The organism is Methanobacterium sp. (assembly GCF_016217785.1).
GTDB lineage: Archaea > Methanobacteriota > Methanobacteria > Methanobacteriales > Methanobacteriaceae > Methanobacterium.
Window position 1 is genome coordinate 229135 of the sequence record NZ_JACRGA010000005.1, and the last position, 22724, is coordinate 251858.

General features: G+C 37.4%; 21 protein-coding genes and 1 tRNA gene. 10 read left to right on the forward strand and 12 right to left on the reverse strand.

Annotated elements, in window-relative coordinates; translation table 11 throughout:
- Positions 1-124 precede the first annotated feature (124 nt).
- Positions 125-772, forward strand: a complete 648-nt coding sequence (locus HY987_RS02550) for a TrkA family potassium uptake protein (protein WP_292755309.1) — start codon at positions 125-127, stop codon at positions 770-772.
- A gap of 317 nt (positions 773-1089) precedes the next feature.
- Here the strand turns inward: HY987_RS02550 and cobQ are convergent, their stop codons facing one another.
- Entirely contained in the window at positions 1090-2622 is a 1533-nt protein-coding gene (gene cobQ / locus HY987_RS02555) for a cobyric acid synthase CobQ (protein WP_292755311.1), read from the reverse strand.
- Positions 2623-3020: 398 nt separating this feature from the next.
- On the opposite strand from cobQ, the gene lonB reads away from it, so the two are divergent.
- Positions 3021-4928, forward strand: a complete 1908-nt coding sequence (lonB, locus tag HY987_RS02560) for an ATP-dependent protease LonB (protein WP_292755313.1) — start codon at positions 3021-3023, stop codon at positions 4926-4928.
- 369 nt (positions 4929-5297) lie between these two features.
- The gene (locus HY987_RS02565; RefSeq protein ID WP_292755315.1) at positions 5298-6881 is read left to right on the forward strand and encodes a DEAD/DEAH box helicase; all 1584 of its coding nucleotides are present in this window, start codon (positions 5298-5300) and stop codon (positions 6879-6881) included.
- A gap of 240 nt (positions 6882-7121) precedes the next feature.
- On the opposite strand, the gene HY987_RS02570 is transcribed toward HY987_RS02565, so the two are convergent.
- From HY987_RS02570 to HY987_RS02600, 7 genes are all read right to left on the reverse strand, one after another.
- Positions 7122-7535: an ATP-binding protein gene (locus HY987_RS02570; protein ID WP_292755318.1), complete on the reverse strand. Its 414-nt coding sequence runs from the start codon at positions 7533-7535 to the stop codon at positions 7122-7124.
- 1 nt (position 7536) lies between these two features.
- Positions 7537-8904 carry a SpoIIE family protein phosphatase gene (locus HY987_RS02575; protein WP_292755320.1) on the reverse strand — a complete coding sequence of 456 codons (1368 nt, stop codon included), beginning with the start codon at positions 8902-8904 and terminating at the stop codon, positions 7537-7539.
- A gap of 74 nt (positions 8905-8978) precedes the next feature.
- On the reverse strand, positions 8979-9311 hold the full coding sequence (locus HY987_RS02580; protein WP_292755322.1) for an STAS domain-containing protein: 333 nt from the start codon (positions 9309-9311) through the stop codon (positions 8979-8981).
- Between the two features lie 224 nt (positions 9312-9535).
- Positions 9536-11044 carry a GNAT family N-acetyltransferase gene (locus HY987_RS02585; protein WP_292755324.1) on the reverse strand — a complete coding sequence of 503 codons (1509 nt, stop codon included), beginning with the start codon at positions 11042-11044 and terminating at the stop codon, positions 9536-9538.
- A gap of 481 nt (positions 11045-11525) precedes the next feature.
- Positions 11526-11909: a DUF5518 domain-containing protein gene (locus HY987_RS02590; RefSeq protein WP_292755326.1), complete on the reverse strand. Its 384-nt coding sequence runs from the start codon at positions 11907-11909 to the stop codon at positions 11526-11528.
- A 52-nt stretch (positions 11910-11961) separates the two neighbouring features.
- Entirely contained in the window at positions 11962-12276 is a 315-nt protein-coding gene (locus tag HY987_RS02595; protein ID WP_292755328.1) for a DUF5518 domain-containing protein, read from the reverse strand.
- Positions 12277-12383: 107 nt separating this feature from the next.
- On the reverse strand, positions 12384-13241 hold the full coding sequence (locus HY987_RS02600) for a ribose-phosphate diphosphokinase (RefSeq protein WP_292755332.1): 858 nt from the start codon (positions 13239-13241) through the stop codon (positions 12384-12386).
- A gap of 183 nt (positions 13242-13424) precedes the next feature.
- Between HY987_RS02600 and hypA the strand changes: the two genes are divergently transcribed.
- The 3 genes from hypA (at position 13425) to HY987_RS02615 (ending at position 15666) form a co-directional block, all read left to right on the forward strand.
- On the forward strand, positions 13425-13805 hold the full coding sequence (gene hypA / locus HY987_RS02605; protein WP_292755334.1) for a hydrogenase maturation nickel metallochaperone HypA: 381 nt from the start codon (positions 13425-13427) through the stop codon (positions 13803-13805).
- On the forward strand, positions 13798-14454 hold the full coding sequence (hypB, locus tag HY987_RS02610; protein WP_292755336.1) for a hydrogenase nickel incorporation protein HypB: 657 nt from the start codon (positions 13798-13800) through the stop codon (positions 14452-14454). Before hypA ends, hypB begins: the two co-directional genes overlap by 8 nt.
- Before the next feature lie 177 nt (positions 14455-14631).
- On the forward strand, positions 14632-15666 hold the full coding sequence (locus tag HY987_RS02615) for a DUF354 domain-containing protein (RefSeq protein WP_292755338.1): 1035 nt from the start codon (positions 14632-14634) through the stop codon (positions 15664-15666).
- Positions 15667-15915: 249 nt separating this feature from the next.
- Here HY987_RS02615 and HY987_RS02620 read toward each other — a convergent pair.
- Positions 15916-15989, reverse strand: a tRNA-Ala gene (locus HY987_RS02620).
- A gap of 553 nt (positions 15990-16542) precedes the next feature.
- On the opposite strand from HY987_RS02620, the gene HY987_RS02625 reads away from it, so the two are divergent.
- Genes HY987_RS02625 through HY987_RS02635 form a run of 3 tightly spaced genes read left to right on the forward strand, consistent with a single transcriptional unit; the run spans position 16543 to position 18515 of the window.
- Positions 16543-17625 carry a hypothetical protein gene (locus HY987_RS02625; RefSeq protein WP_292755340.1) on the forward strand — a complete coding sequence of 361 codons (1083 nt, stop codon included), beginning with the start codon at positions 16543-16545 and terminating at the stop codon, positions 17623-17625.
- Between the two features lie 28 nt (positions 17626-17653).
- Entirely contained in the window at positions 17654-18211 is a 558-nt protein-coding gene (locus HY987_RS02630; RefSeq protein WP_292755342.1) for a DUF1890 domain-containing protein, read from the forward strand.
- Position 18212: 1 nt separating this feature from the next.
- Complete coding sequence (locus HY987_RS02635) at positions 18213-18515, forward strand: DUF1894 domain-containing protein (RefSeq protein ID WP_292755344.1); 303 nt, start codon at positions 18213-18215, stop codon at positions 18513-18515.
- Positions 18516-18705: 190 nt separating this feature from the next.
- Here the strand turns inward: HY987_RS02635 and HY987_RS02640 are convergent, their stop codons facing one another.
- Both HY987_RS02640 and HY987_RS02645 read right to left on the reverse strand, forming a co-directional pair.
- Complete coding sequence (locus HY987_RS02640; RefSeq protein ID WP_292755346.1) at positions 18706-19767, reverse strand: serine protease; 1062 nt, start codon at positions 19765-19767, stop codon at positions 18706-18708.
- A 57-nt stretch (positions 19768-19824) separates the two neighbouring features.
- Positions 19825-21324 (reverse strand): HEPN domain-containing protein, encoded by a 1500-nt coding sequence (locus tag HY987_RS02645; RefSeq protein WP_292755348.1) that lies wholly within the window; start codon positions 21322-21324, stop codon positions 19825-19827.
- A gap of 533 nt (positions 21325-21857) precedes the next feature.
- On the opposite strand from HY987_RS02645, the gene HY987_RS02650 reads away from it, so the two are divergent.
- Positions 21858-22352, forward strand: a complete 495-nt coding sequence (locus tag HY987_RS02650; RefSeq protein ID WP_292755350.1) for a hypothetical protein — start codon at positions 21858-21860, stop codon at positions 22350-22352.
- 110 nt (positions 22353-22462) lie between these two features.
- Here the strand turns inward: HY987_RS02650 and HY987_RS02655 are convergent, their stop codons facing one another.
- Positions 22463-22639, reverse strand: a complete 177-nt coding sequence (locus HY987_RS02655) for a ribbon-helix-helix protein, CopG family (RefSeq protein WP_292755352.1) — start codon at positions 22637-22639, stop codon at positions 22463-22465.
- Positions 22640-22724: the final 85 nt, after the last annotated feature.

A 22724-nucleotide genomic window follows, 5' to 3' on the forward strand; every position in this document is an offset into this window, starting at 1 on the left:
ATCAGGAATATAATGAAAATCCTCATAAAAAATCCTCAAAAACTTGAAAAATATGTAATAAAATCTATAAAAAATCATTTTTATAACCTTATTGTTCAATGATTGGATTGTAATTGGTGTTAATATGTATGTAGTTATAATGGGCGGCGGAAGGGTTGGTTTAACCCTGGCTAGTTACCTGGTGGCATCGGGGAATGATGTAGCTCTCATTGAGAGTAACAGTGGATTATGTGGGAATGCAGCAGCAGAATTAGATGCTCTGGTCATCTGTGGAAATGGGACCGATATAAAAATCCTTGAAGATGCCAGTATCGCTGATGCCGATGTTTTCGTGGCTGCAACAGGTCATGATGAGGCGAACCTGCTTTCCTGCATACTGGTTAAGGAATACAAAGTTCCCAAGATCATTGCCAGGGTAAGTAATCCTGATCATGAAGAGGCATTTAAAAAAGTGGGCATAAACCATGTCATCAGCCCGGAACTCACTGCTGCAGGGTACCTGGAAAAACTGATTAACCGTCCCAAGATCGCGGATTTAATTGTGGTGGGTAAGGGAAATGCAGAGCTTCTGGACATAAGTATTGAGAATTCCAGGATTGTAGGGAAAAGAGTGGGTGATCTGAGCCCTACTGATGATTATATTATTGCAGCCATCCATCAAAACGGTGAGATGTACATACCTCGAGATGATTGGGTTCTGGAAAAAAATGAAAAAATATCAGTACTGGTGAAAACCAGGTCAGTGAAGAAAGTTACCTCTATTTTTGTTTAAATTAGCTGTTTAAAATTACCCGCATAGTCGAACATGGATCCTAAACATGGATCCCATTTTATCCAATCTATTTTAAGACTTTTTAATATCTTTAACAGTATTCTACAACTCGTTATTATTCTAAAATTAACTAATTCTAATTATAATCATTTTTGCAGATTATAATTTTGATTTCAGTTGGTTATCTTGATTTCAACTAAAATTAGCCAATTATATTTTTCGTACTCGATACTCATTTGAATTACTTTTTATTTAAAAAAATCCAAGATTAAAGGTTTCCCATAAAGAAAAAAAGGAGTAAAAAGGAGTAAACTAATTTAAATATCGTAACGTAGCACCTTCTGGAGTAGGTCCATATCCAGATTATCTTCAACCAGGTTGGATAAACGTTGGATTGAGAATTTTTTCAGCTCCTGGAAATGGTCCTCCTGGTAACCTAGGGATTCAAGACCTTTAACTTCCCTCAGGTAATCGGTGAATGATCTGCGGAAACGGAAATTATGGAAAATTCCATGGAAATATGTCCCGGCAGTTAAACCATCCTGGGCACCGTCAAAACCAGATTGAGGATAGTTACCGCAACCCTGCAGAACCCTAATAAGAGGTTTGGATTTTCCCAGGAGGGAAACCCCTTCATGGAGTTCGTATCCATGCAGTATTTCGCCTTTAGATGCACTGAAAATTCCATTGCCAACTAAAGTACCCTGGCTTTGTCTGATTATTTTTTCAACTTCTCCAAAGTTGGTTTTAACATCCAGAATTCCCATACCCTCCACACTGCCAATGTTGGATTCTTTAAGGGATTTGTCAATGATTTTTGTTCCCAGCATCTGGTATCCTCCGCAAATACCGAAAACAGGTATTTCACTGGACAAATCGCTGATTTCATCGGCAAGGCCAGCTTTACTTAGGGCCACCATGTCGCTGATGCTGTTACGTGTTCCTGGAATAATCAAAGCATCCACATTACCTAGTTCTTCTCCAATCTCAATAAGTTTCACACCCACTTCGGGCTCATATTCCAGGGGATCAATATCCGTGAAGTTGGAAATCCTTGGCAGCCGTATTACTCCCACTGTAATTCTCCCACTGCTACGGTACTTACGTTCTGATAGGGATGCTGAATCTTCTTCAGGAAGTTTAAGCCCGGGATCGTAGGGTAACACTCCCAGCACAGGAACACCCACGATATCTTCGATCTGCCGGATTCCGGGCATTAAAATATCAAGGTTACCCCTGAACTTGTTTATGATGATACCTTTGATCCTTTGACGGTCCTCAGGGGGTAACAGCTGGAATGTTCCAGCTATAGATGCGAATACCCCTCCTTTATCGATATCTGCTACTAAAATCACGTCAGCATCAGCCAGGCGGGCGATCTGCATGTTAGCCAGATCCACGTCCAGCATGTTTATCTCTGCAGGTGAACCAGCCCCTTCCATAACGATTATATCGTAATCATTTGAGAGAGCATCCAAAGACTCCTTGATAGCTCGCAGGGCCTGTTCTCGGAAGTTATGCTGGTAGTGGTAGAAGTTCATGTCTCCAGCCGGTTTGCCATGTACAATAACCTGGGATGTGAAATCCTCTTTGGGTTTAAGTAGAACTGGATTCATATGGTGGTGGGGTTCTACTCCGGCAGCTTCAGCCTGCAGCACTTGTGCCATGGCTATTTCCCTATTTTCCTGGGTGGTGAATGAATTCAGGGACATATTCTGGGATTTGAATGGACTAACGCGGTATCCTCTCTGGGAGAACATTCGACAGAGTGCAGCCACCACCACACTTTTCCCTGCATTTGAAGCAGTTCCCTGAACCATTATGCATTTAGTTTTATCTGAGGATGCCATTTTCTATCACTTTTTCCCATTTAGTTCCCATTTAGGTTATTTTAAGTATACCTAGTGGAAATTTCATTTATTTAATTCTATTTCTATTTCATATCGCAGTGATCAATTTTTATCATATTACAGTGATCATAATTTGTAAATACTTTAGATTTAGATGTAAAATACTTTAGAATTCAAGTGATCTATTTAACTGGTGATGCAACTAATTTTCACTAACTCTTTTAGTTTAATTAGGTAACTCTTATATTAGAAACTTTTAATTACAATGAAAAGATCAGATTTAATGCACCCAAAGCAAATGTTCTTATATAAGTTTTACTATATTCATTAGAGTATATACTATTATAAAAACAGGTTGATTTTTTATAAATCTAAAATTATGGAGGTTACAAAAGCCTATGGCAAATTATAACCCAGATTCTGAGGTTTCTCCCGATGAAACCCCTAAACTTAGCAGTTACAAAACTTCAGGAGACATAGAGGTCCCTGATAGAATCATAGATCAGATCATTGGCCAGAAAGAGGCCGTAGAAACAGTTAAAAAGGCAGCAAAACAGCGCCGTAACGTTCTTTTAATCGGAGAACCTGGTGTTGGAAAATCCATGCTTGCTAAAGGAATGGCTGAACTATTACCTCCTGAAGAACTTCAGGACATATTAGTATATCCCAACATGGAAGACAACCACAACCCCCTGATAGGTGTAATGCCTGCCGGTGAAGGAAAAAATGTGGTGACCAATTACAAGGTCAAGGCCAAAGGACAGGAAGAACGTAAAAACATGTTCATGATCGCCATAATCAGCCTGATCCTGGTTATTGGTTTTGTGATGCAGCAGTTCCTGGCAGCAATCATCGCCGCAGGTATAGTCTTCCTTGCCCTGCAGCAGATGAAACCCCGCAGTACGGTGATGGTGCCCAAACTTCTTATAAATAATAACAAAAGAAACATGGCTCCTTTTGTGGATGCCACCGGAGCCCATGCCGGAGCCCTTTTAGGAGACGTTAGACACGACCCCTACCAGTCTGGAGGACTGGGAACTCCTGCCCACGAACGAGTGGAAGCAGGTATGATACACAAGGCTAATAAGGGAGTGCTTTACGTTGACGAAATAGGGTCTTTGCAGATGAAAACCCAGCAGGAACTATTAACCGCAATGCAAGAGAAGAAATACCAGATTACGGGTCAGAGTGAGACCAGCAGCGGTGCTATGGTCCGTTCTCAGGAAGTTCCCTGTGACTTTGTACTGGTAGCCTCTGGAAACTTGCATGTCCTGGAAGGAATGCACCCTGCACTCAGAAGCAGGATAAGGGGTTACGGTTATGAAGTGTTCATGAAGGACTCCATGAAAGACAATGACGAAAACAGGGATAAATTGGTTCAATTTGTTGCCCAGGAAGTTAAAAAAGACGGACGTATCCCTCACTTCAGTAAAGAAGCCGTTGCTGAGATAATTCATGAAGCCCAGCGTCGTGCTGGTAAAAAAGACTCACTAACTCTTCGACTAAGGGATCTTGGTGGTCTGGTAAGGGCAGCTGGAGACATAGCCAAGGGAGAAAAGGCAGATTATGTGACAGTGGAACACGTACTCAGTGCTAAAAAACTGGCCAGAACCCTGGAACAGCAAATCGCCGATCGTTACATTGTCCAGAAGAAACGTTACCGGGTCTTCAAATCTGAAGGTGGTGAAGTGGGCAAAGTCAACGGTCTTGCTATAATCGGTGACCGTAGTGGTATTATAATGCCCATAGCTGCCGAAGCAGCACCAGCCCAGAGTAAAGATGAAGGTAAAATCATAGCCACAGGAAAACTGGGAGAAATCGCCAAGGAAGCAGTGCAAAACGTCAGTGCCCTGGTTAAAAAACACACCGGAACCGACATCTCCAATTATGATATACACATCCAGTTCCTTCAGTCCTATGAAGGAGTGGAAGGAGACAGTGCAAGTGTATCTGTGGCCACTGCAGTTGTATCTGCCCTGGAAAACATACCAGTCGACCAGTCAGTAGCTTTAACCGGATCTCTAAGTATTCGTGGTGATGTGCTTCCTGTAGGTGGAGTAACTGGTAAGATCGAAGCTGCAGCAGAAGCAGGAATACGCAAAGTATTAATTCCCAAATCAAACATGGAAGATGTCCTCATAGAAGAGCACTACCGTGAAAAGATAGAGATTGTACCTGTGGAAACTCTAAGTGAGGTGCTGGAACACACCCTTAGTGGTAAGGGTAAAAAAAGCCTCATGGACAAAATGCAGAAGATCACAGATATGGTCCCTCATGGAATCCTGCAAAAACCTGCAACCCATTAAGAGAATAAAAAATCAGGATCAAACTGGTTTTTTAGGGGGGATTAATTCCTCCTTTTAAAATTTTTTATAAATTATTTTTATAAATTGTTTTTAAACTGTTTTTAAGATTAAATAAATTTAATATTAGAATTATATGTAAATAGATTACTATAAATGACAATAACAACATAATCTATATACAGAAAAGTAAATGTGGATGTTCTTGATTATTTCGGCTATTTTTAAATACTAATTTTATAGCGTTATAATGAGATAGCCTGATTTTACTTGCATGAGTTGTTAAATTAATTTAGAATATTTCTTAATAGAATATTTTACTTGATATAACAAGGAAAATTACTAAAGAAAGGATAGAATAAGGAAGATACCATGGAAAGTTTATTATTTGAAGATTTGAAATTATCCCGTGAAATGAAACGAGCTATTGCAGATATGGGATTTGAAGAAGCAACACCCATACAATCACTGGCATTACCTCCAATATTAGATGGGAAAGACGTTATTGGTCAGGCACAAACCGGAACAGGTAAAACAGCAGCATTTGGAATACCTGTTTTGGAAAAACTGGACCCATCCAGTAAAGGTGTGCAGGCAGTTATCCTCTGCCCCACCAGAGAACTTGCCATTCAAGTGGCAGAAGAGATTAAAAAGTTATCAAAATATAAGAAAACCACAGTTTTACCAGTTTACGGTGGTCAACCTATTGAAAGACAGATTAAAGCCCTGAAAAGAGGAGTTCAAATCATCATTGGGACTCCTGGAAGGGTAATGGACCACATCCACCGTCGCACACTCCGTATGGATCAGGTGAAGATGATAATCCTGGATGAGGCCGATGAAATGCTGGACATGGGTTTTAGAGATGATATTGAATTCGTACTGGAACAGATACCTCAAGAGAGGCAAATGCTCCTTTTCTCAGCCACTATGTCTCCTCAAATCCTGGGAATAACTCGAAAGTACCAGAAAAATCCGGAAATGCTCAAGGTGGCTCATCAGGAAATCACTGTCCCTGAAATCCAGCAGATCTATTTTGAAGTTAAAGAACAGATGAAACTGGATTTATTAACCCGTCTTATAGATATGCATAATCTAAAACTGGCACTGGTATTCTGTAACACCAAAAGAAGAGTTGACCGTCTGGTGAGCAACTTACAGACCAGAGGATACTTCGCTGATGGACTGCACGGGGATATGAGTCAGAACCAGCGGGACAGGGTTATGAACAAGTTCCGAAAGGGTCAGATAGAAATTCTGGTGGCTACCGATGTGGCGGCCAGGGGAATAGATGTTGATGATGTGGAAGCAGTTTTCAACTACGATGTACCCAACAATGATGAATACTACGTCCACAGAATAGGCAGAACCGGCCGTGCCGGTAAAACAGGACAGGCATTTACCTTTGTATCTGGAAAAGAAATCTATCAGTTAAGGGATATCCAGCGATACACCAAAGTCCGAATCGAACAACACAAAATCCCATCCCTCAGTGAAGTGGAAGAAGTCAAAAGGGACCTGTTCCTGGAAAGACTTAAAAAAGAGATGGATGAAGGGAAAATGGATCGGGAGATTCACCTTGTAGAAAGATTAATGGAAGAGGATTACAGCTCAGTGGACATTGCTGCTGCCCTTCTGAAGATCTACGTGGGAGAAAAGGACGATTCCAGCAAAACTTCTGATTCTAAATATGAAAACACTGGGGCACAGCCAGGAATGGTAAGGTTCTTCGTTAACGTGGGTCGTAAACAGAAAGTCAAAGCTAAAGACATAGTAAAGGCAATTGGAGAAGTATCAGGACTCTCTTCAACCAGCATTGGACGTGTTGATGTTCTGGATAAATTTTCCTTTGTGGAACTTCCCCAAAAACACGCCCGAGAAGTAGTGGGTGCTTTACAGAGAAAGGGAATAAAAGGACTCAGAATAAACATGGAACCTGCAAATAAGAAGATGTAATTTTCGCAAAATTCTTCTTATTTCATTAATTCTTTTTTTACACACAATTCTTTATATTATTAATATTTTTACAATTTAAATCCATTTTTTAATTTAAATCCATAAAAAACCATCAAAAAAAACATCTTATTTTCATTCAAAATTACAAAATTTCAAAATTAATATTATTCAAATTAATATTATAAATTACAATATATTCATTAAAATTTCATTATAATTGCATTTTGTTGTGTTTCTAAATCAATCCAGAGTTTTAATTAGGGTAAGAATATTTTTTCCATCTTTAAACTGATAATGAACACTGTCCGTTACGGTTTTTAGGAAATGAATACCCAGACCTCCTGGAGATCTTTCTTCCAGGGGTGCTTGTAAATCAGGTTCATCTGCTTCCAGAGGATTAAAAGGTTCGCCCCGGTCCTGTATCTGGATTATGATCTTATCATTTTCTTTCCAGATGGTGAGGTGAATGGGGCCAGTTTGGTGGGTGTAACCATGCAGGATGATGTTGGAGGCTACTTCATCCACTGCCAGTTGAAGCTGAAAAACACCCTTTTCACTTAAACCCAGTTCACGGGTACTTGAAGTGATAAAATCAGCTATGCTGGTCAAATTCTCCAGATCTGAATTCACATTGAGTTTGAATTCATTACCCATTTTACATAACCCTCCTCAAAACCATAATGGTGATGTCATCAGCCTGGGGTGTGCCAGATGCAAAATCATAAACAGTGTCAATAATAAGTTTCTTCAGATCCTCAGATGACATGTCCCTATTATCTTTTATGAGTTTAATCAGTCGTTCCTCACCGAACTGGTCTTCTTGTTGGTTTATGGCCTCTGTAACCCCATCAGTGTATAAAACCAGAAGATCCTGAGGAGACATATCTATAGTTTTCTCCCCCATTTTAAGGCCCTTCATAGCTCCTAAAACCACACCTCCCGTACTTAATCGGATGATTTTCCCATTTTCATTTCTTAAAAGTAGTGGAGGGTTATGCCCTGCATTTACAAAGGTGAGTTTGTTTTGGGAGCTGTCCAGAATACTGTAAAACAGGGTTACAAACATGTTGGAATGAGGTTCTTCGTTAATGAAGTTATTAACGCTTTCTATCATTCTACCCACCCCTGGGTTGCGGCAAGCTTTGGCTCGGAGAAGTGTACGTGAAAATGCCATGAAAAGGGCTGCGGGTATTCCTTTACCAGAAACATCTCCAATGGTAAGTCCGGTTTGTTCACTGGAAATGGGTATGAAATCATAAAAGTCACCTCCCACCTCCTGGGCAGGTATGCTGCTGGCTGCCAGGTCATAATTCTCAATAAAGGGTATGGTGTGGGGTAGGAAACTTTCCTGAATTTGTTGAGCTATTTCCATTTCTTTTTTCCTTCTTTCAAGTTGAGCTGAGAGTTTATCCCTTTCTTTTTTGGTGGCCCGTTCCTTTATGAGGTTGGTGATCATAAAGGCAAAAATGAACATTCCCACTGCGTTGGCCAGTATCATGGGAATGTACAAGTCTTCAACCACTTCCAGGGCCTGGGCAAATGGAGATGCCAGTATGAGTGCCAGTATCATGTGGAAGGTTTCAAGTAAAATGGAGAACAAAACTGCCCCCCAGATGCCAATGAAACGTTTTTTGTTGGCGAGGTAGATGATACCTGCAAATAGTCCTGCCAGGATGGTGGATAATGAGCAGGGAATGCAGGTGAATCCGCCCATGGTTAATCGATGCAAACCTCCTATCAACCCTGCCCCGAGGCCAACAATTGGCCCTCCAACCAGTCCCGCTACCATTGGACCTAGATCACGTACATTGGCAATAGCCCCGAAGATATTAACTCCGGAATATGATCCATAGATGGATATACCTCCAAAAATTAAAATCATGATTAACTGGTTTCTGATGGTTAATTTACCATCAAGAACCTCGGTGAAATATTTGAGCCGTGTTAAGAGGTAGGCTATAACCACGATGACACAGACTTTCTCCACCAGATCAGTAAAAAGGCTTATGCTCAGGGAGTCCATGGAAATCTTATTCTTTAATTTTTATGGGGTTGGCACTCAATTTTTATGAGATTGGCAGTCAATCTATAATATGTTTAGAAACTAGCAATAGCCCCATCTTCTGAATCATAAATCTGGAAGAGCTGTGTAAAACCAGCAATCTCAAAGACTTCCATAACATAGGGTTGCAGGGAAGACAGTTTCAGAGTACCTCCCAGTTTATTCAACTTTTTAAGGGATGAAAGCATCACCCTCAGACCGGAGCTACTTATGTATTCCACTCCCGAAAGATCAGCAACCATCTTTATCTTACCAGAATCAATAAGCTCATCCAACTTGTTTTCCACCAGATTGGAATTATAGGCATCCAGCCGACCATTTAAAAATACTATTTCCACATCATTTATTGTTTTTTCTGTGATTTCCATTTCCACACCATCCAATAAATAGTTAAACCACTGTTTATACTCTTTTAGAAAGATTAACTTTTTTCTATTTTCTTTTTTATATTTTAATAGGATAACTCTATTTTCAAAGGATAACTCTATTTTCATAGGGTAACTCTATTTTTAAGGGATTACTTATTTTCATAGGGTAACTCTATTTTTAAGGGATAACTTAACCTTCTAAAGGATTAACTTAAAATTTTTAATCATCCTGCACGATAATGGTTCTTCCATTCACCCACCACGTAGTTGAATATTTCCTGGGCAAATTCTGAGTAAACATCCACGCTTTCAGGATCAAAGGCTACATTGTTTAGGTGCTGCAGGCGAATTGAATCTCCATCCAGATATTCGGGCATGATACCGCAGAAGAAAAAGTTCATTTTCTCAATTTCTGGGCACAAAATAGCAGTACCCGGGTCTTTTAGAGGTAGATCCAGCACTATTAGTTCAATTTTTCTCTCTTTCAAATCCTGGACCTGTAGTCGCAGTTCATCAATAAAGTCCACTCCGAACTCTTTAACCCTCAAAAAGGCACTGGCCATTTCTGGTAAGATATGGGAGTGAATATGGGAATGAGGGGCCAGATCCACCTTGGCCGGATCTGCTTGTTTGAAAACTCGGGGTAATTCAGTGTGTTTGTAGATTTTGTTAATGATTTCCCGGTGAGTGTTGGGCAAAAAGACAGTCTCTTCCCTGTCCGGAGCCACAGGCACATAGAAGAGGGCTACAGTTCGGCGGATATTCGCTATTTCGGTTTTCATTTTCTTGAAAATCGCAGTGGGAGGGGAGTGTGCCAGTACAAAACCAGTTTCCTTAGCACCCATCTTAACATTAGATTTTTGTGATGCCACATGAACGGTCACTGCCCGGCTATAAAGGCCGAGAAGGCCTTTTGATACCACTTCTTCCATCATCATCTTTTTCATCCGGGGAAAAAGTCCTCTTCCCCGATAGCGGGGATCGACTGCGGCCAGGGCAGATTCTCCCACATGGTCTTCAGGGGTTTCTAGGAAAACTCCCAAATGGCCTATGATTTCATCCTGTTCATTGACCGCTACACAGGATGTTACCAGTCCTGATTCTATGAGGGAAGCAAATTTTTCAGGATAGTAAATATCTTCATGGGGATAAGTGTAGCCATAAACCCGGTATATCAATCGTGCCAGGGACACAGTTTCATCCGGACGCATCATACGTAGAATAACTTTTTCAGATGCAGGTGCCAGTTCTACTTCACTGGACAGGCTTTTAGTGTTAGATGTTTCAATGTTATTGACAGATTCGAAGGGGAAATTTTTAACCAGTTCCACTACTTTCCCTCTTTTCCCTAAATATTTACTCCTAATTTCATCAGTACAGGCTCGCATTAGTTTTACACCAATGTCCGAGGGTTCTTCATCATTTAAGCGCTGGAGATTGAAGGGCATGCCTTGGTCTCGCACCGTAATCCGGAAACATGTGGGTTCACGATGAATTTTAACCTGGTAATAACCCTCTTCACCGGGTTCGTAGGCGTGTTCTATGACATTATGGCAAGCTTCTTCTGTTGCCAGTTCTAAATCCCTCACTGAAGCTTCATCAAGACCATATCTGCATGCAACATCCCGCACAGCACGTAAAACTATGGGAAGCAATTTCAGTTCAGCCTTGAACTTTAATGAAGCCAGAGTCTCTTTATCTACTTTATCTTTATCAACGGTATCAGAGTCCATGACTAACCCTCATTGAATGTATTGAATATGAAACATGACTTATGCTTGATTTAGAAATTGAATGCGAAATTGTTTTAAAGGATGTGAAAAAAGATGCAAAAATGAATATTAAGTAATTAAAATTGGTAATTGAATAGAGTTGAAGTGTAAAATTCAGTAAATGTCTTTTTATAAAAATCCCAAAAAAAGTTATTTCAAAGAAAAGTTCCTGTTTTATACTCCCCATACACATATTGTCCTTAAAAATAGGTTTCATCAAGACAACCCCTCCATATATTTATTTTGACCTATGTTTTATAATATAAGTTTTGGATTCCCTGCAGGATAAGAGACCAGTACTCAATAAATATGCTGTTGAGGAATATGTTGTTAAACTTGTATCTTAAAGCCCCCACACACAAAACTGGAAAATAATTTAGAAAAATGAATGAATAAATATAAAATAAAAATTGGACAAAATAGGGGTAAGTTTACACCGGAATCAGGTATCAGGTTCTTCAGGGGGAATTTCTTTTATTCCTTCTTCTTTTCCTTTGGCTAATATGCCTATTAAACCACCTATAATGCCCAGTATTCCACTAGTGATAAAGCTAATCACTGCATTTTCTGCAATAAACATCATAGTCCCTGGGAGGAAGATAATGGCCGCTATTAAAGAACCCATCCCTCCTGCAAGGCCCCCATTTACAACACCTTCTTTATAGGCTCCACCAGCCCAGTATGCTGCTATAAAACCCCCAATTACTGGTGCAAAAATGCTTGTGAATGTAGAAACTGCGGTATCTAAAGACAGGAAAAGAATTCCAATTGTTTCCAGTACAATTGTTGCCACAAAACCAATAGCCACTGCTGTCCAATTGACCATTTATTTATCCCTCCACCCTATTTTTTTTTAAAATAATTCATGGATAAGTTCATTATCTGCCTTTAACCAGTATTCCAATTGTTCCTCCGATAATTCCCAGTATAAGACCAATTATGAATCCTAGGGCTAGACCACCAATAAATGCAGTGAAAGCTCCTAATAAAACGAATCCCAGGAGAGCTCCTCCAAATGCACCTGCAATCCCACCGTTAACTGCACCATCCTTGTAGTCTCCCCCGGCCATATACGCTGCAACAAAACCACCAATTATGGGGGCTAAAATACCTAAAAATGGCACAAATATGCCAATTAAACCAATAATAATAGTTAAAACAATCCCTATAATTACCGGGGTCCAATCTGTCATTTTTTTCACCATTAACTTTTCATCTTGTATGGTACAATCAGGGGATTCATAGAAGTATATGGGGGGTATTTATTCATTAATTTTATCCTTTAAGGGGTCATCTAATTTTATTTCAATGCATCCGCCACTAAACTTGCCACAGAAACATTACTCACTTCAGATTTAAGGGTGTCTGTTCCCACCACATCGTCTGCTCCGGCAGCGAATATCTTAAGCAAGGCATCACCCACCAGTACCGGGTGCACACAGCTCACCACAATCCTACTGGCCTGATGTTCTTTCAGGATGCTGCAGGCATTGACAATGGTCCCACCGGTACTGATAATATCATCGATTATAACTGCATCTCTACCCTCAATATCCAGATTTTTGGGTTTAGTTTCCACTTTCTCCGGCGATAGCCGTATTTTTTCCAGATGATCACATTGACAGTTAAGTAAACTCGCAACCTCCTGGGCAAAGCCCAGAGCGCCTTTATCAGGTGCTATGATCACTGGATCTTCCACATTGTCCTTAACGTAATTAGCAATGGCGGGCATGGCTGACAGATTATAGGCAGGGATTTTGAAAAGGTCACAGATGCTTTGCTCATGAAGATTTATACTGTAGATGGAACTAGCACCTGCAAATTCTATTAACTGGCAAACCACCTCTGCAGAGACAGCTTCACCATAATTAAAACTTTTTTCCTGCCTACCATAACCAAAATAGGGGATCACGGTGCGTATGTTAGTGATGCCCATGTCACGAATGGTTTTCAATATCAGGAAGAGTTCCATGAGGTTTTCATCCTGGGGGTAGCCAGTGGACTGCACCACTACCACTCCCTCCTCAATTTCTCCTTTAATTCTTACGTAACGTTCTCCATCAGGGAATTTTCGACTTTCAAGGGGACAAAGTACATCACCCATCTCTTGGGCAATGTTTGCGGCTAGTTTCTGGGAAGAAGATCCTCCTATTATCATTAAAATCACCATAAATTAATTAAAATATTACTAAAGATTTCGAATAGCTTATTTCAACTCCCTGGGCAATTAATGCCATGGGAAGAAGCTGCCAGTTTTTTACTTTCACTTTTAATTATTTGTTAACTTTATTAATAAGCTTCCCATAACATAGGTTAAATACAAGCTTAGAGAGGTAGTCCAATGCACGAATTATCCATGGCCCAGGCCATAGTGGACACAGTACTAGATGCTGCAGAGAAAAATAACGCCACAGAGGTAGTGGAAGTCACTATTGAAGTGGGAATGCTCACCATGCTAAATCCTGAGCAGTTAAAATTCTTATTAGATGTTATAGTAGAGGACACACTCCTTGAAAACGCAGAAATCATTATCGAAGATGTTCCAGTGGAAATTAATTGTCGTGGCTGTGAATTCACAGGACTGGCAAATACTGATGGTTCGGACCATTATCTGGCCATTGTGGTGTGCCCTGAGTGTGGGGAAAGGAATGTGGAAATCTTAACTGGAAAAGAATGTAATGTTAAAACCATTAAAATAGAGAAGAGTGATGAGGATGCATAAAGTTGCAGAAGTGGAAGTTCAACACGATATAATGGTGGCCAACAAGAAACTGGCCCGAAAAAATCAGAGAATACTGGATAAAGACCGTGTTTTTTCAGTGGATGTTGTGGGAGCCATAGGATCCGGAAAAACATCCCTTATCGAAGCCATAATTGATGCTGTGGACTATAAAATCGGTGTTATTGCAGGGGACGTTATCAGTAAATACGATGCAGGTAGGTTTGAAAACCATAACGTGCCTGTGGTGGGGTTGAACACTGGTAAAGAATGCCATTTAGATGCGCACCTGGTGGAACATGCCCTCCATGACCTGCCCCTGGGTGATATTGATGTATTGTTCATTGAAAATGTGGGTAACCTCATCTGTCCAGTGGACTTTGACCTGGGCAGTCACATGCGAATGGTGGTAATCAGTGTCACTGAAGGAGATGACACTGTGGAAAAACATCCACTGATCTTCCAGGATGCTGATCTGGTGGTTATCAACAAGGTGGACCTGGCTGATGCAGTTGGTGCAGATGACGATAAAATGGTCAGTGATGTTGCGGAGATAAACCCGGAAGTACAAGTTATCAAGACCAGTCTTAAAACTGGAACTGGGTTTAATGATGTTATTGAAGCTATTAATGGTTTCATTAACGATAACTGATTATAGTCTATAATTGGAGTAAAGTCCATAATTTGAGTATAAAGTCTATAATTGACTATATCTAAACGATAGTTAATTATTAGATTTAGTATATTGGTTGATTATAAAAATCAATAAAACAATATCAATTAAAAGAAATTTAAGGATCTAAAAATCAATTAGTGAGCTGGTGATGGGTTGAAGGTATGGATCGACATAGTTAACTCCCCCCACGTGCGGTTTTTCCACAGTATAATCCGCTACCTGGAGGATCAGGGTGAAGAAGTTTTCATAACCGCCCGCCGTTTTGGTGATGTGCACAGACTCCTGGATCTATTCGGGATTGAGTACCACCTGGTGGGATGGCACGGAGTGAGTCTGGAGGAAAAGCTCATCCGCAGCACACAGAGAGCTTACGAGCTTTCACAAATTATAAGCAGGGAAAAACCCGACGTCGCTGTTTCCAAACACTCTATTGAACTTCCCCGTGTTTCATATGGTCTTAAGATCCCCAGTGTTTATGTTCTGGACAATGAACACGCCATAGCTGCCAACAAACTCACATTACCCCTTTGTGATAAGATCGTCCTACCCGAAGTGATTGAAAAAGAGGCAGTGGTTCGTTGTGGTGCCGATCCAGACCACCTGCTCCCTTACAATGGCACATCAGAGATTACCCATCTGGTGGACTTTCAGTACAATCCTCACATATTCCAGGACCTTAAATTAGACCTTGAAAAGGAAAAAACAATACTTATGAGGCCTGAACCTGCATTAGCTTCCTATTTGGATGCTGATTGTAGGAAAACTGTCCTGTCTCCAATTGTTGAGGCACTGGAGGATCAGGCTAACATTCTGGTGATACCTCGCTTCCGGGAACAGCAACAGATATTCGAAAATGATGACCAGATCACTCTGATAAAACCTCCCGTGGACACTTTCAGCCTTATGAAAGCCTGTGACCTGGTTATAGGGGCTGGCGGAACCATGAACCGTGAAGCCGCTCTTCTGGGAACTCCGGTGATATCCTGTTATCCAGGACAGCTACTTTCTGTGGATTCTTACTACATCAAAAAAGGGCTTATGAAACGATCCACACGTTCTGAAGAGATAGTGGGAATGGCCAGGGAACTTCTTAAAGACGACCACCACTATTTGGAACTTTCAACTGATGATCTGTTTAAAATCATGATTGACAGTATTTACCAGTCTGCAAATGGTGAAAACAAATAATCATTTATGAAATCAAATGATTATTTGAGAATAAATCTTAATCTAACTATTTTTTTGTTTCACAATCATTCGTTCATTTTTAACTTAGTGGGATGTTTCATCCTTAATTTTGTTGAAATATGAAATAGAGTGTCACTTTTATTATCGATCATATACTATTCAGATCATATACTATTCATATTCTAAATTAAATCAGATTGAAAAAATCGGATTTATATTATTTCAAAATAAAAATCAGTGTTTAATTAGTGGACTGGCCGGGATTTGAACCCGGGGCCTCCGCCATGCCAAGGCGACGCTCTACCAACCTGAGCTACCAGCCCTCTAATACAGTTATCTTTTCCGGTATTTAAACTTAATGCTGTTCTTTAGTTGGAAAAGTATTACTATGGTTATGATGAAAGTAGATATTGGTGCAGATTTATTATTGAAATGCCAATACATTCACATCTAATGCCTAAAATTTATCAAAAATGGTGTTTGAAATGTTGTTAACTGATAAGACCATGGAATTCTCGTTATTTTTCCTGTTAAAGAATATAATGGGTCCATGGGATGATAAAGTGCTAGTTTCTATGATCATCTGATCTCTTCACAAAAGCTTTTAAATACATACCTTATAAGTATATAGAAATACGGATTATACATTAAAGATTATTAATTAATGTAATGAACGAGAATTATAAAAACTAACTTAATACGGTTGTTACTAAAAATTGTGTGGAAATATATTCAGATTTATCCATTAGAATTAATTCATAACTCATAGGTATAAATAACACATTTATACTCCGGATATGATTTTTTGTGAATTTTTAAGAATATAAAAACTATCCTTTTAGTAAATAAAGTCTGAAATTGGAGGAATTATATAATATGGCTTTAATTGCTCAGAATCACCTACAGTACATCATCGAAATTGCGGTTATACTTCAGCTGATGGTTTTCTTCATATTGAACCTGGCACCCATGGGTTTAAACCTGGTTCTCCTGGTGGCCATGATCGTAGCGGCAGGATTTGCCTTAATGTTTGGAGTAGACGCCCTTTTCCTTTTCATACCAGGATTCACTCACTCAGAATTCACCCATCCATACGGTCCCCTGGCATTACTGGCAGTGGTAACCATAATGGCGGCCATTCCCATGATGAAAAAGTCCGGCATAAACACCAGAAGTCTTCAAATATACATGGGAGGGATTATACTCTTCATAACCATAGCTGGAGGATTAATGCACCGGTCTTTCCTTTTACTATGGTTATTCGGACTTTTCATAGGATTCTTCATAATTTCCAAATCTTTCCGCCAGAAATCAATGTTTACAGTCAGAAGGATAACCCTAGTGGTAGTGGCGGCCCTGGTTGGTTTCGGATCCCTGGAAATACTCTCAAGGGTACTGGACATGAGTGTGCTCAGCCCACTTCTACGACTTTCCAGGATAGAAACCTATGCCACAGCCAGTATTGAAATGGTGCTTAAAAACACCAGCCTCCTTGGACATCAGTTAGGATCCTGTTTCTGGGGGGATGCCTGTCTCGGGGGCTCCGATGGATACATATCCCTTCCAGTGGCATTAATCACATTATTCGGCTTACCGTTCCCCGTATTTTATGGGATACTGGTAACTAAGAAAGACGTTATTGATTACATGCTCCCAGGTATCTTCGGTGTGGCTTTTGACTTTGGTTACCTGTTCCTTGTATTTTTACTGGGATGGTGCATCCTGGTGATGTACCTGGGATTCAGAATACTCCGCACCTACCGTAGACGTCGAGAAAATGGGGACAAAAGTTGCCTGGGGAGAGAAGCCCTGCTAATAGGATCATTAACTGCTTTCATTGCCCAGGGAACTCTTGGATTGTTTTTAATGAACCGTTCCATTAATGGAACTGCTCTTTTAACCTTCCTGTTGTTGAGTGCCCTGGTGGTAGGACACGTGGTACTGGTTAAGAAAAAATAGTATTGACAAGAAAATTGAGGAATACACTATGAAAAAAGCCATTATATTATTGGGATGTCCTGAATCACCTTCACAAACCCCCCTGACAATTTATGCTGCTCATAAGTTAACTGGGATGGGATACCAGGTCACAGTGGTCAGTACACCATCAGCCAAGAAACTGGTGGAAGTATCTGACCCTGAGGAATATTACATACAAAACAAGACAGACATAGAATCCTGCCTGGATGGATTGAATCCGGGTGATTATGATTTTCTTTTAGGATTTGTGGCTAAAGATGCTGCAGTAAGCTATTTTGTAACATTTTACCACATCCTCAATACCAAGAGCCTGGCACTGGTGTTCCACCGTGACCAGGAAAAACTGGATAACTTTGAAAAAACGGTCAGGGAGAACACGCAGGCGGATATTGCATCTGCAAGAGCATACCACAACCCCACACCCCTCAGGGTACGTTTGGACCGAGCACTGTTGAAACTGGAAAATTCTGATGAGCAATCCGGCGAAGTTGAAAAGAAGATGGAAACTCATAAAGAGGATGAACCTAACAAAATGAATAAACTTGATAAACCGGAGGATTCCTGATATGTTTTGCCTTGACACTTACCTTCGTGAATCAGAAGACTACGAGATACACATGACACGATCCGGGTTCAAAGACTGTGCTCGTTTCATAGAAAAGAACGCCCCGGAAGTAGTCCATGTCAATCCTGGGGAAAAAATAGTGGGAGCCCGTATCATCGGAATACCCCCAGTACCCATTGGTATCAACGAGGAAAAAGGTACCATAATACTCCCTTACACTAAACCCTGCTATGGGACAGCAACAGTTGAGGTACCGGTTCCTCCTGAAGAACGGGAGAAAATAAGGGCTGTTAAAATAGATTAAATACTATCTTTAGAATTCTCCGTTATAATTTACTACAATCTAAAGACTATTTAATGCATAAGTAAATAAATTATTACTTAAATCTTAAACATTAAATTAAATTTATCGCACATGTTTAAAAAATTAACCTTTAATTGACTTAACAAAAATAAAATAGGCTTATTTAGTATAGGATCAATATTATTTGAGTTTAATAACGATCTTTGATTCTATCTATTTCGCTTAAATATTTGGATATTAAATTTTTAGAAGTTGGTATTTCACTTTCACGCGCAACAAGTTCAATAAAAGGTGAATCTAATAATTTTCTTAACAATTTAAGTACTCTTTTCAAATCACGCTTATCATTGTTGAAAAATCGATTATTATTTTCTTTTAGATATTTTACATAAGCTTTGATTTTAGTAGGAGTACAACCATTTTTTTTAAGTTTATCCCACCCAAGTTGGTTGTCATGTTCTACGTTCCATTCTAAATATTTAGTTACATTTTCATGCAATGCTAATTTACTAAGTATTTCTATTTCTTTTGAGAACTCTTTTCCTATATATTCATAGTAAAATTGAATAGTATCCAAAATACAATCCATAGGAAGAACATTCCCTATTCCCGTATAAACAATTTTATTATTTTTTTCAATAGCTTGATATTCATGAACTATACCTATTAATTTAGATTTAATGCCATTAGTTCCTTCTAAAATTATGGGACTACCGCTGTTTCCGGGGGATACTTGTGCATCTATACTAAAGTCATTACTTATGCCTTCATATAATGATTTTATATCGTGTATCACTCCATTATTAGCTTTTGCATAATCTACCTTTTCAAGACTATCTGGATAACCAATACAATATACTAAATCGCCCTCTGAAACATTATTTGATTCTAAATCATCTTTTTTTAAAATTTGAGTTTTATAATTCAAAAAATGAATATTTACAGCAATATCTGTTTTAATTAAAAATATGCAAATATCGATTTCGTCATCGGGATGGCAAAAATAATTGAATATGTCACAATTTAATTCATACTTTTGTTTAGCTCTGGCAGCATCAAAATAAAACTGGATACTGGCATTTTTTAAATTTTTAGCTAAATGTTTATTAGTTACTACAAAACTGCTAAATCTATGTTTATTATATGCATGAGGCCCTATAAATAAGAATCCTGTTCCATTATGACTTTTACCTGATGTATCAATTCCTTTAAATAATACTGTAGTTTTAATAAATCTTTCATTCAATCCCATAATAATCATTTAATAATTCTTTGTAATTCATATTTTCATTCAGTGAAATAACAAATTCTATACTTCAAAATAGTTTAGTAAGTTATATTGCTTAATATCATTTAAAGATTCAGTTAATTCTTTATTGCTTTCATTTTTAATTAATGAAATACTTATTAAGTCCAGAAAATCATTTTTATCATTTATTATCATTAAAATGATGGATATTCTTAGATAATCAATTAAATAATTTAGTAGTTTATCTATTCCACCATATTTATCTAAGAATTCGTTATGCATCGTTTTTGAAATATTTTCGCCATGGGCATATTTATTCCTAACCCGAAATCCATCATACATTCTTTCTGAAACAATCTCAGGACCATAATTATTCATTAATATTTTTCTTATATCTTTGGCTTCACTATTTATCAATGAATCAAAGAGCCGGGCAATTGTCATTTTAACTTTATAAGATCCCCCTTCTTTATCTCCTTTTTTCATAAAAAGAGCTTCAAAACTCATTATAGTATCAACTATCTGTTTTTCAGAATTAAAATCAGAAACTAAAGCATTAGAAAAATGTTTATAAGAAATTTTTAAGTGCATAAATTCATCAGAAAACAACTTATTAAGGTCAATATCACTATTTATAAAATTTTTTAAAGGTTCTATAAGTTCATTTTCAAGAACATAACTCGATGATTGTAGATAATATAATTGAGATATATTATTTAAAAAATTATTATCTGAAAAAAGGAAGTCACGCCTAAAATTCTCATTTAAAATAGCATCTGATTTAAAACTATATCCAATAAAATTGATATTCCCTTTCTTAAAAAGTCTAAAAACAGCTAAAAAATACCTAATAATATTTTCAATGGGTAAATGCCCATTAAGCACTTCATAACCTCGAAATACTAAAATAGCAGATGGTGCTACCATTTGAGATTTAGAAAAGGGATTATCAATAAATTCCATATCACAATCTTCTTTTCTGGGCTTTAAAATTTCTAAGTCATCATTAATATTTATTTTATTAGATTTTAAAATAATGCCATTTAATTTAATAGTTAATTGACACTTAAGAGGTTTTCCCTGCAGTTCTTTCACAGAAATGTTGATTAATTCCTTAATATTCTCTTGAAATTTATTTAAATCATTTAATTTTAAATCATTGTCGCTTAACTCTAAAATAATTTCAATAACTTTTTTTCTAAAACCATCCAAAAATGAATCAGAAAGTATTGAAGTACTATCTAGATTATTTTTAACAGCATTCTTAACAATATTTGATAGTTCCATATATTTTTTAATAAACTGCTCAACACTTTTTTTAGCTTCTTTAAATTCATTGGAACCATTAAATTTTTCCAAAACCAAGAAATCAATGAAATGTTCGTCTATTTTTTTAATTCTATGCATTTCCCATCCAAAAGACTGATTATCATAATCGAATTTGTTTGTAGAATGATGAATATAACCTATTTTCAAAATATTATCTTTGGGTAAATTAGTGATTATTTCATTAATTGTATTTCCTAATCTTTCTAAATTCTTGCTTAATTCCTGCTCCATTAAAACACCACAATAATGTTAATAGAATGATCTCAATTATTATGAATGAGTCTTATTATGTATATTAATTCTTAACAGAATAAGGTTTTAATTTTTTTTAATCTAATGAAATAACTTAGGTTCTTTCGGTATCTAATATCCTTTTCTAAGGTGTTTCTATTTATTAAAGCTTTTTTGCAATTTTTTATATTCATTAGACTGTAAAAATTCTTCCATAGGATTTTGGTTATTTATCATAACTTATAATTTTCTAAAAACTTTTATATAATTTTGTTCAGTTATTACTCACTTATTAATAGTATTTATATCATTTAGCGGTTTTGGAGAATCCAAAAATAAATATTATAATTCTATTTTAAGATAAACTAAGATGTTAATGTTTTCAATATTGTTTAATGATTTATTTCATTAGTAATAAGATAGAAATTAAATTTGATAATCTTTAACCTAAACTTCAATTATCAAAAATAATTTAATTAGTATTTATTGGAAAATAAGATTATAAATTATTTAAATCAAGAAGGAGATATAAAATGAATTCAAATGATATTATGCCTTTTATTGCCCCATTTATATCAGGATTGGCATTATTAATTTCTATAATAAGTGTTTCGTACTCTTATTACCAAAATAGACGGTTTATCGAGGTTACTATTTTATCTGATACTGTAAAACAAGATACTATAATTAAATTAGTAGCATATAATCCAGGATATAGATCCGTAGCATTAACAAAACGTCAAATATTAGCAAATAATGAAATTAAAATTGAAGAGGGAAGTTTCAAGCTTGATGAAGTATTTTCTACTCGCATAGAACCCATAGGTGCTTTGAGAATTCCTTGTGTGCTTAAAGAGGGGACTGTTGATGTATATCAATTTAATGCAGAAAGAATTGCTACTTTTTTACGATCTAAAGGTTTATCTGGTGAAGTTCAACTTTCAGGTTATTATGAACTACCTCGAGGCAATATTTACAAAAGTAATACTCTTAATTTTAATTTAGACGATTATCCACAACATAAATAAATCTAAAATTGAAAAAACTATAAATTAGAAAAAATTTTTATTAGTTTATTGTAACGTGAATGTTTATTTTCGGTGTGAAAATATTTAATAGATTATAATAATAAAAATTTTTACTTATTTTTATCTAAATATTCCGCAATTGCTTGACGAATATGAAAACTTACCGGATTATAAGTTTTTTCTGACAATTTTTTTAGCTCCTCTATTATTTTTGGAGGTAATTTAATAGTAATTTGTTCCATTTTATTTTTTGATTTAGGACGACCTCTTTTAAGAGTTTCTGGCATAATTTTCACCTAAAAATATTAAGTTTTTATAATTTATAAATGTTTTTAAATATTTTTTGAACTTCGTAAAATCCTATATATGGCG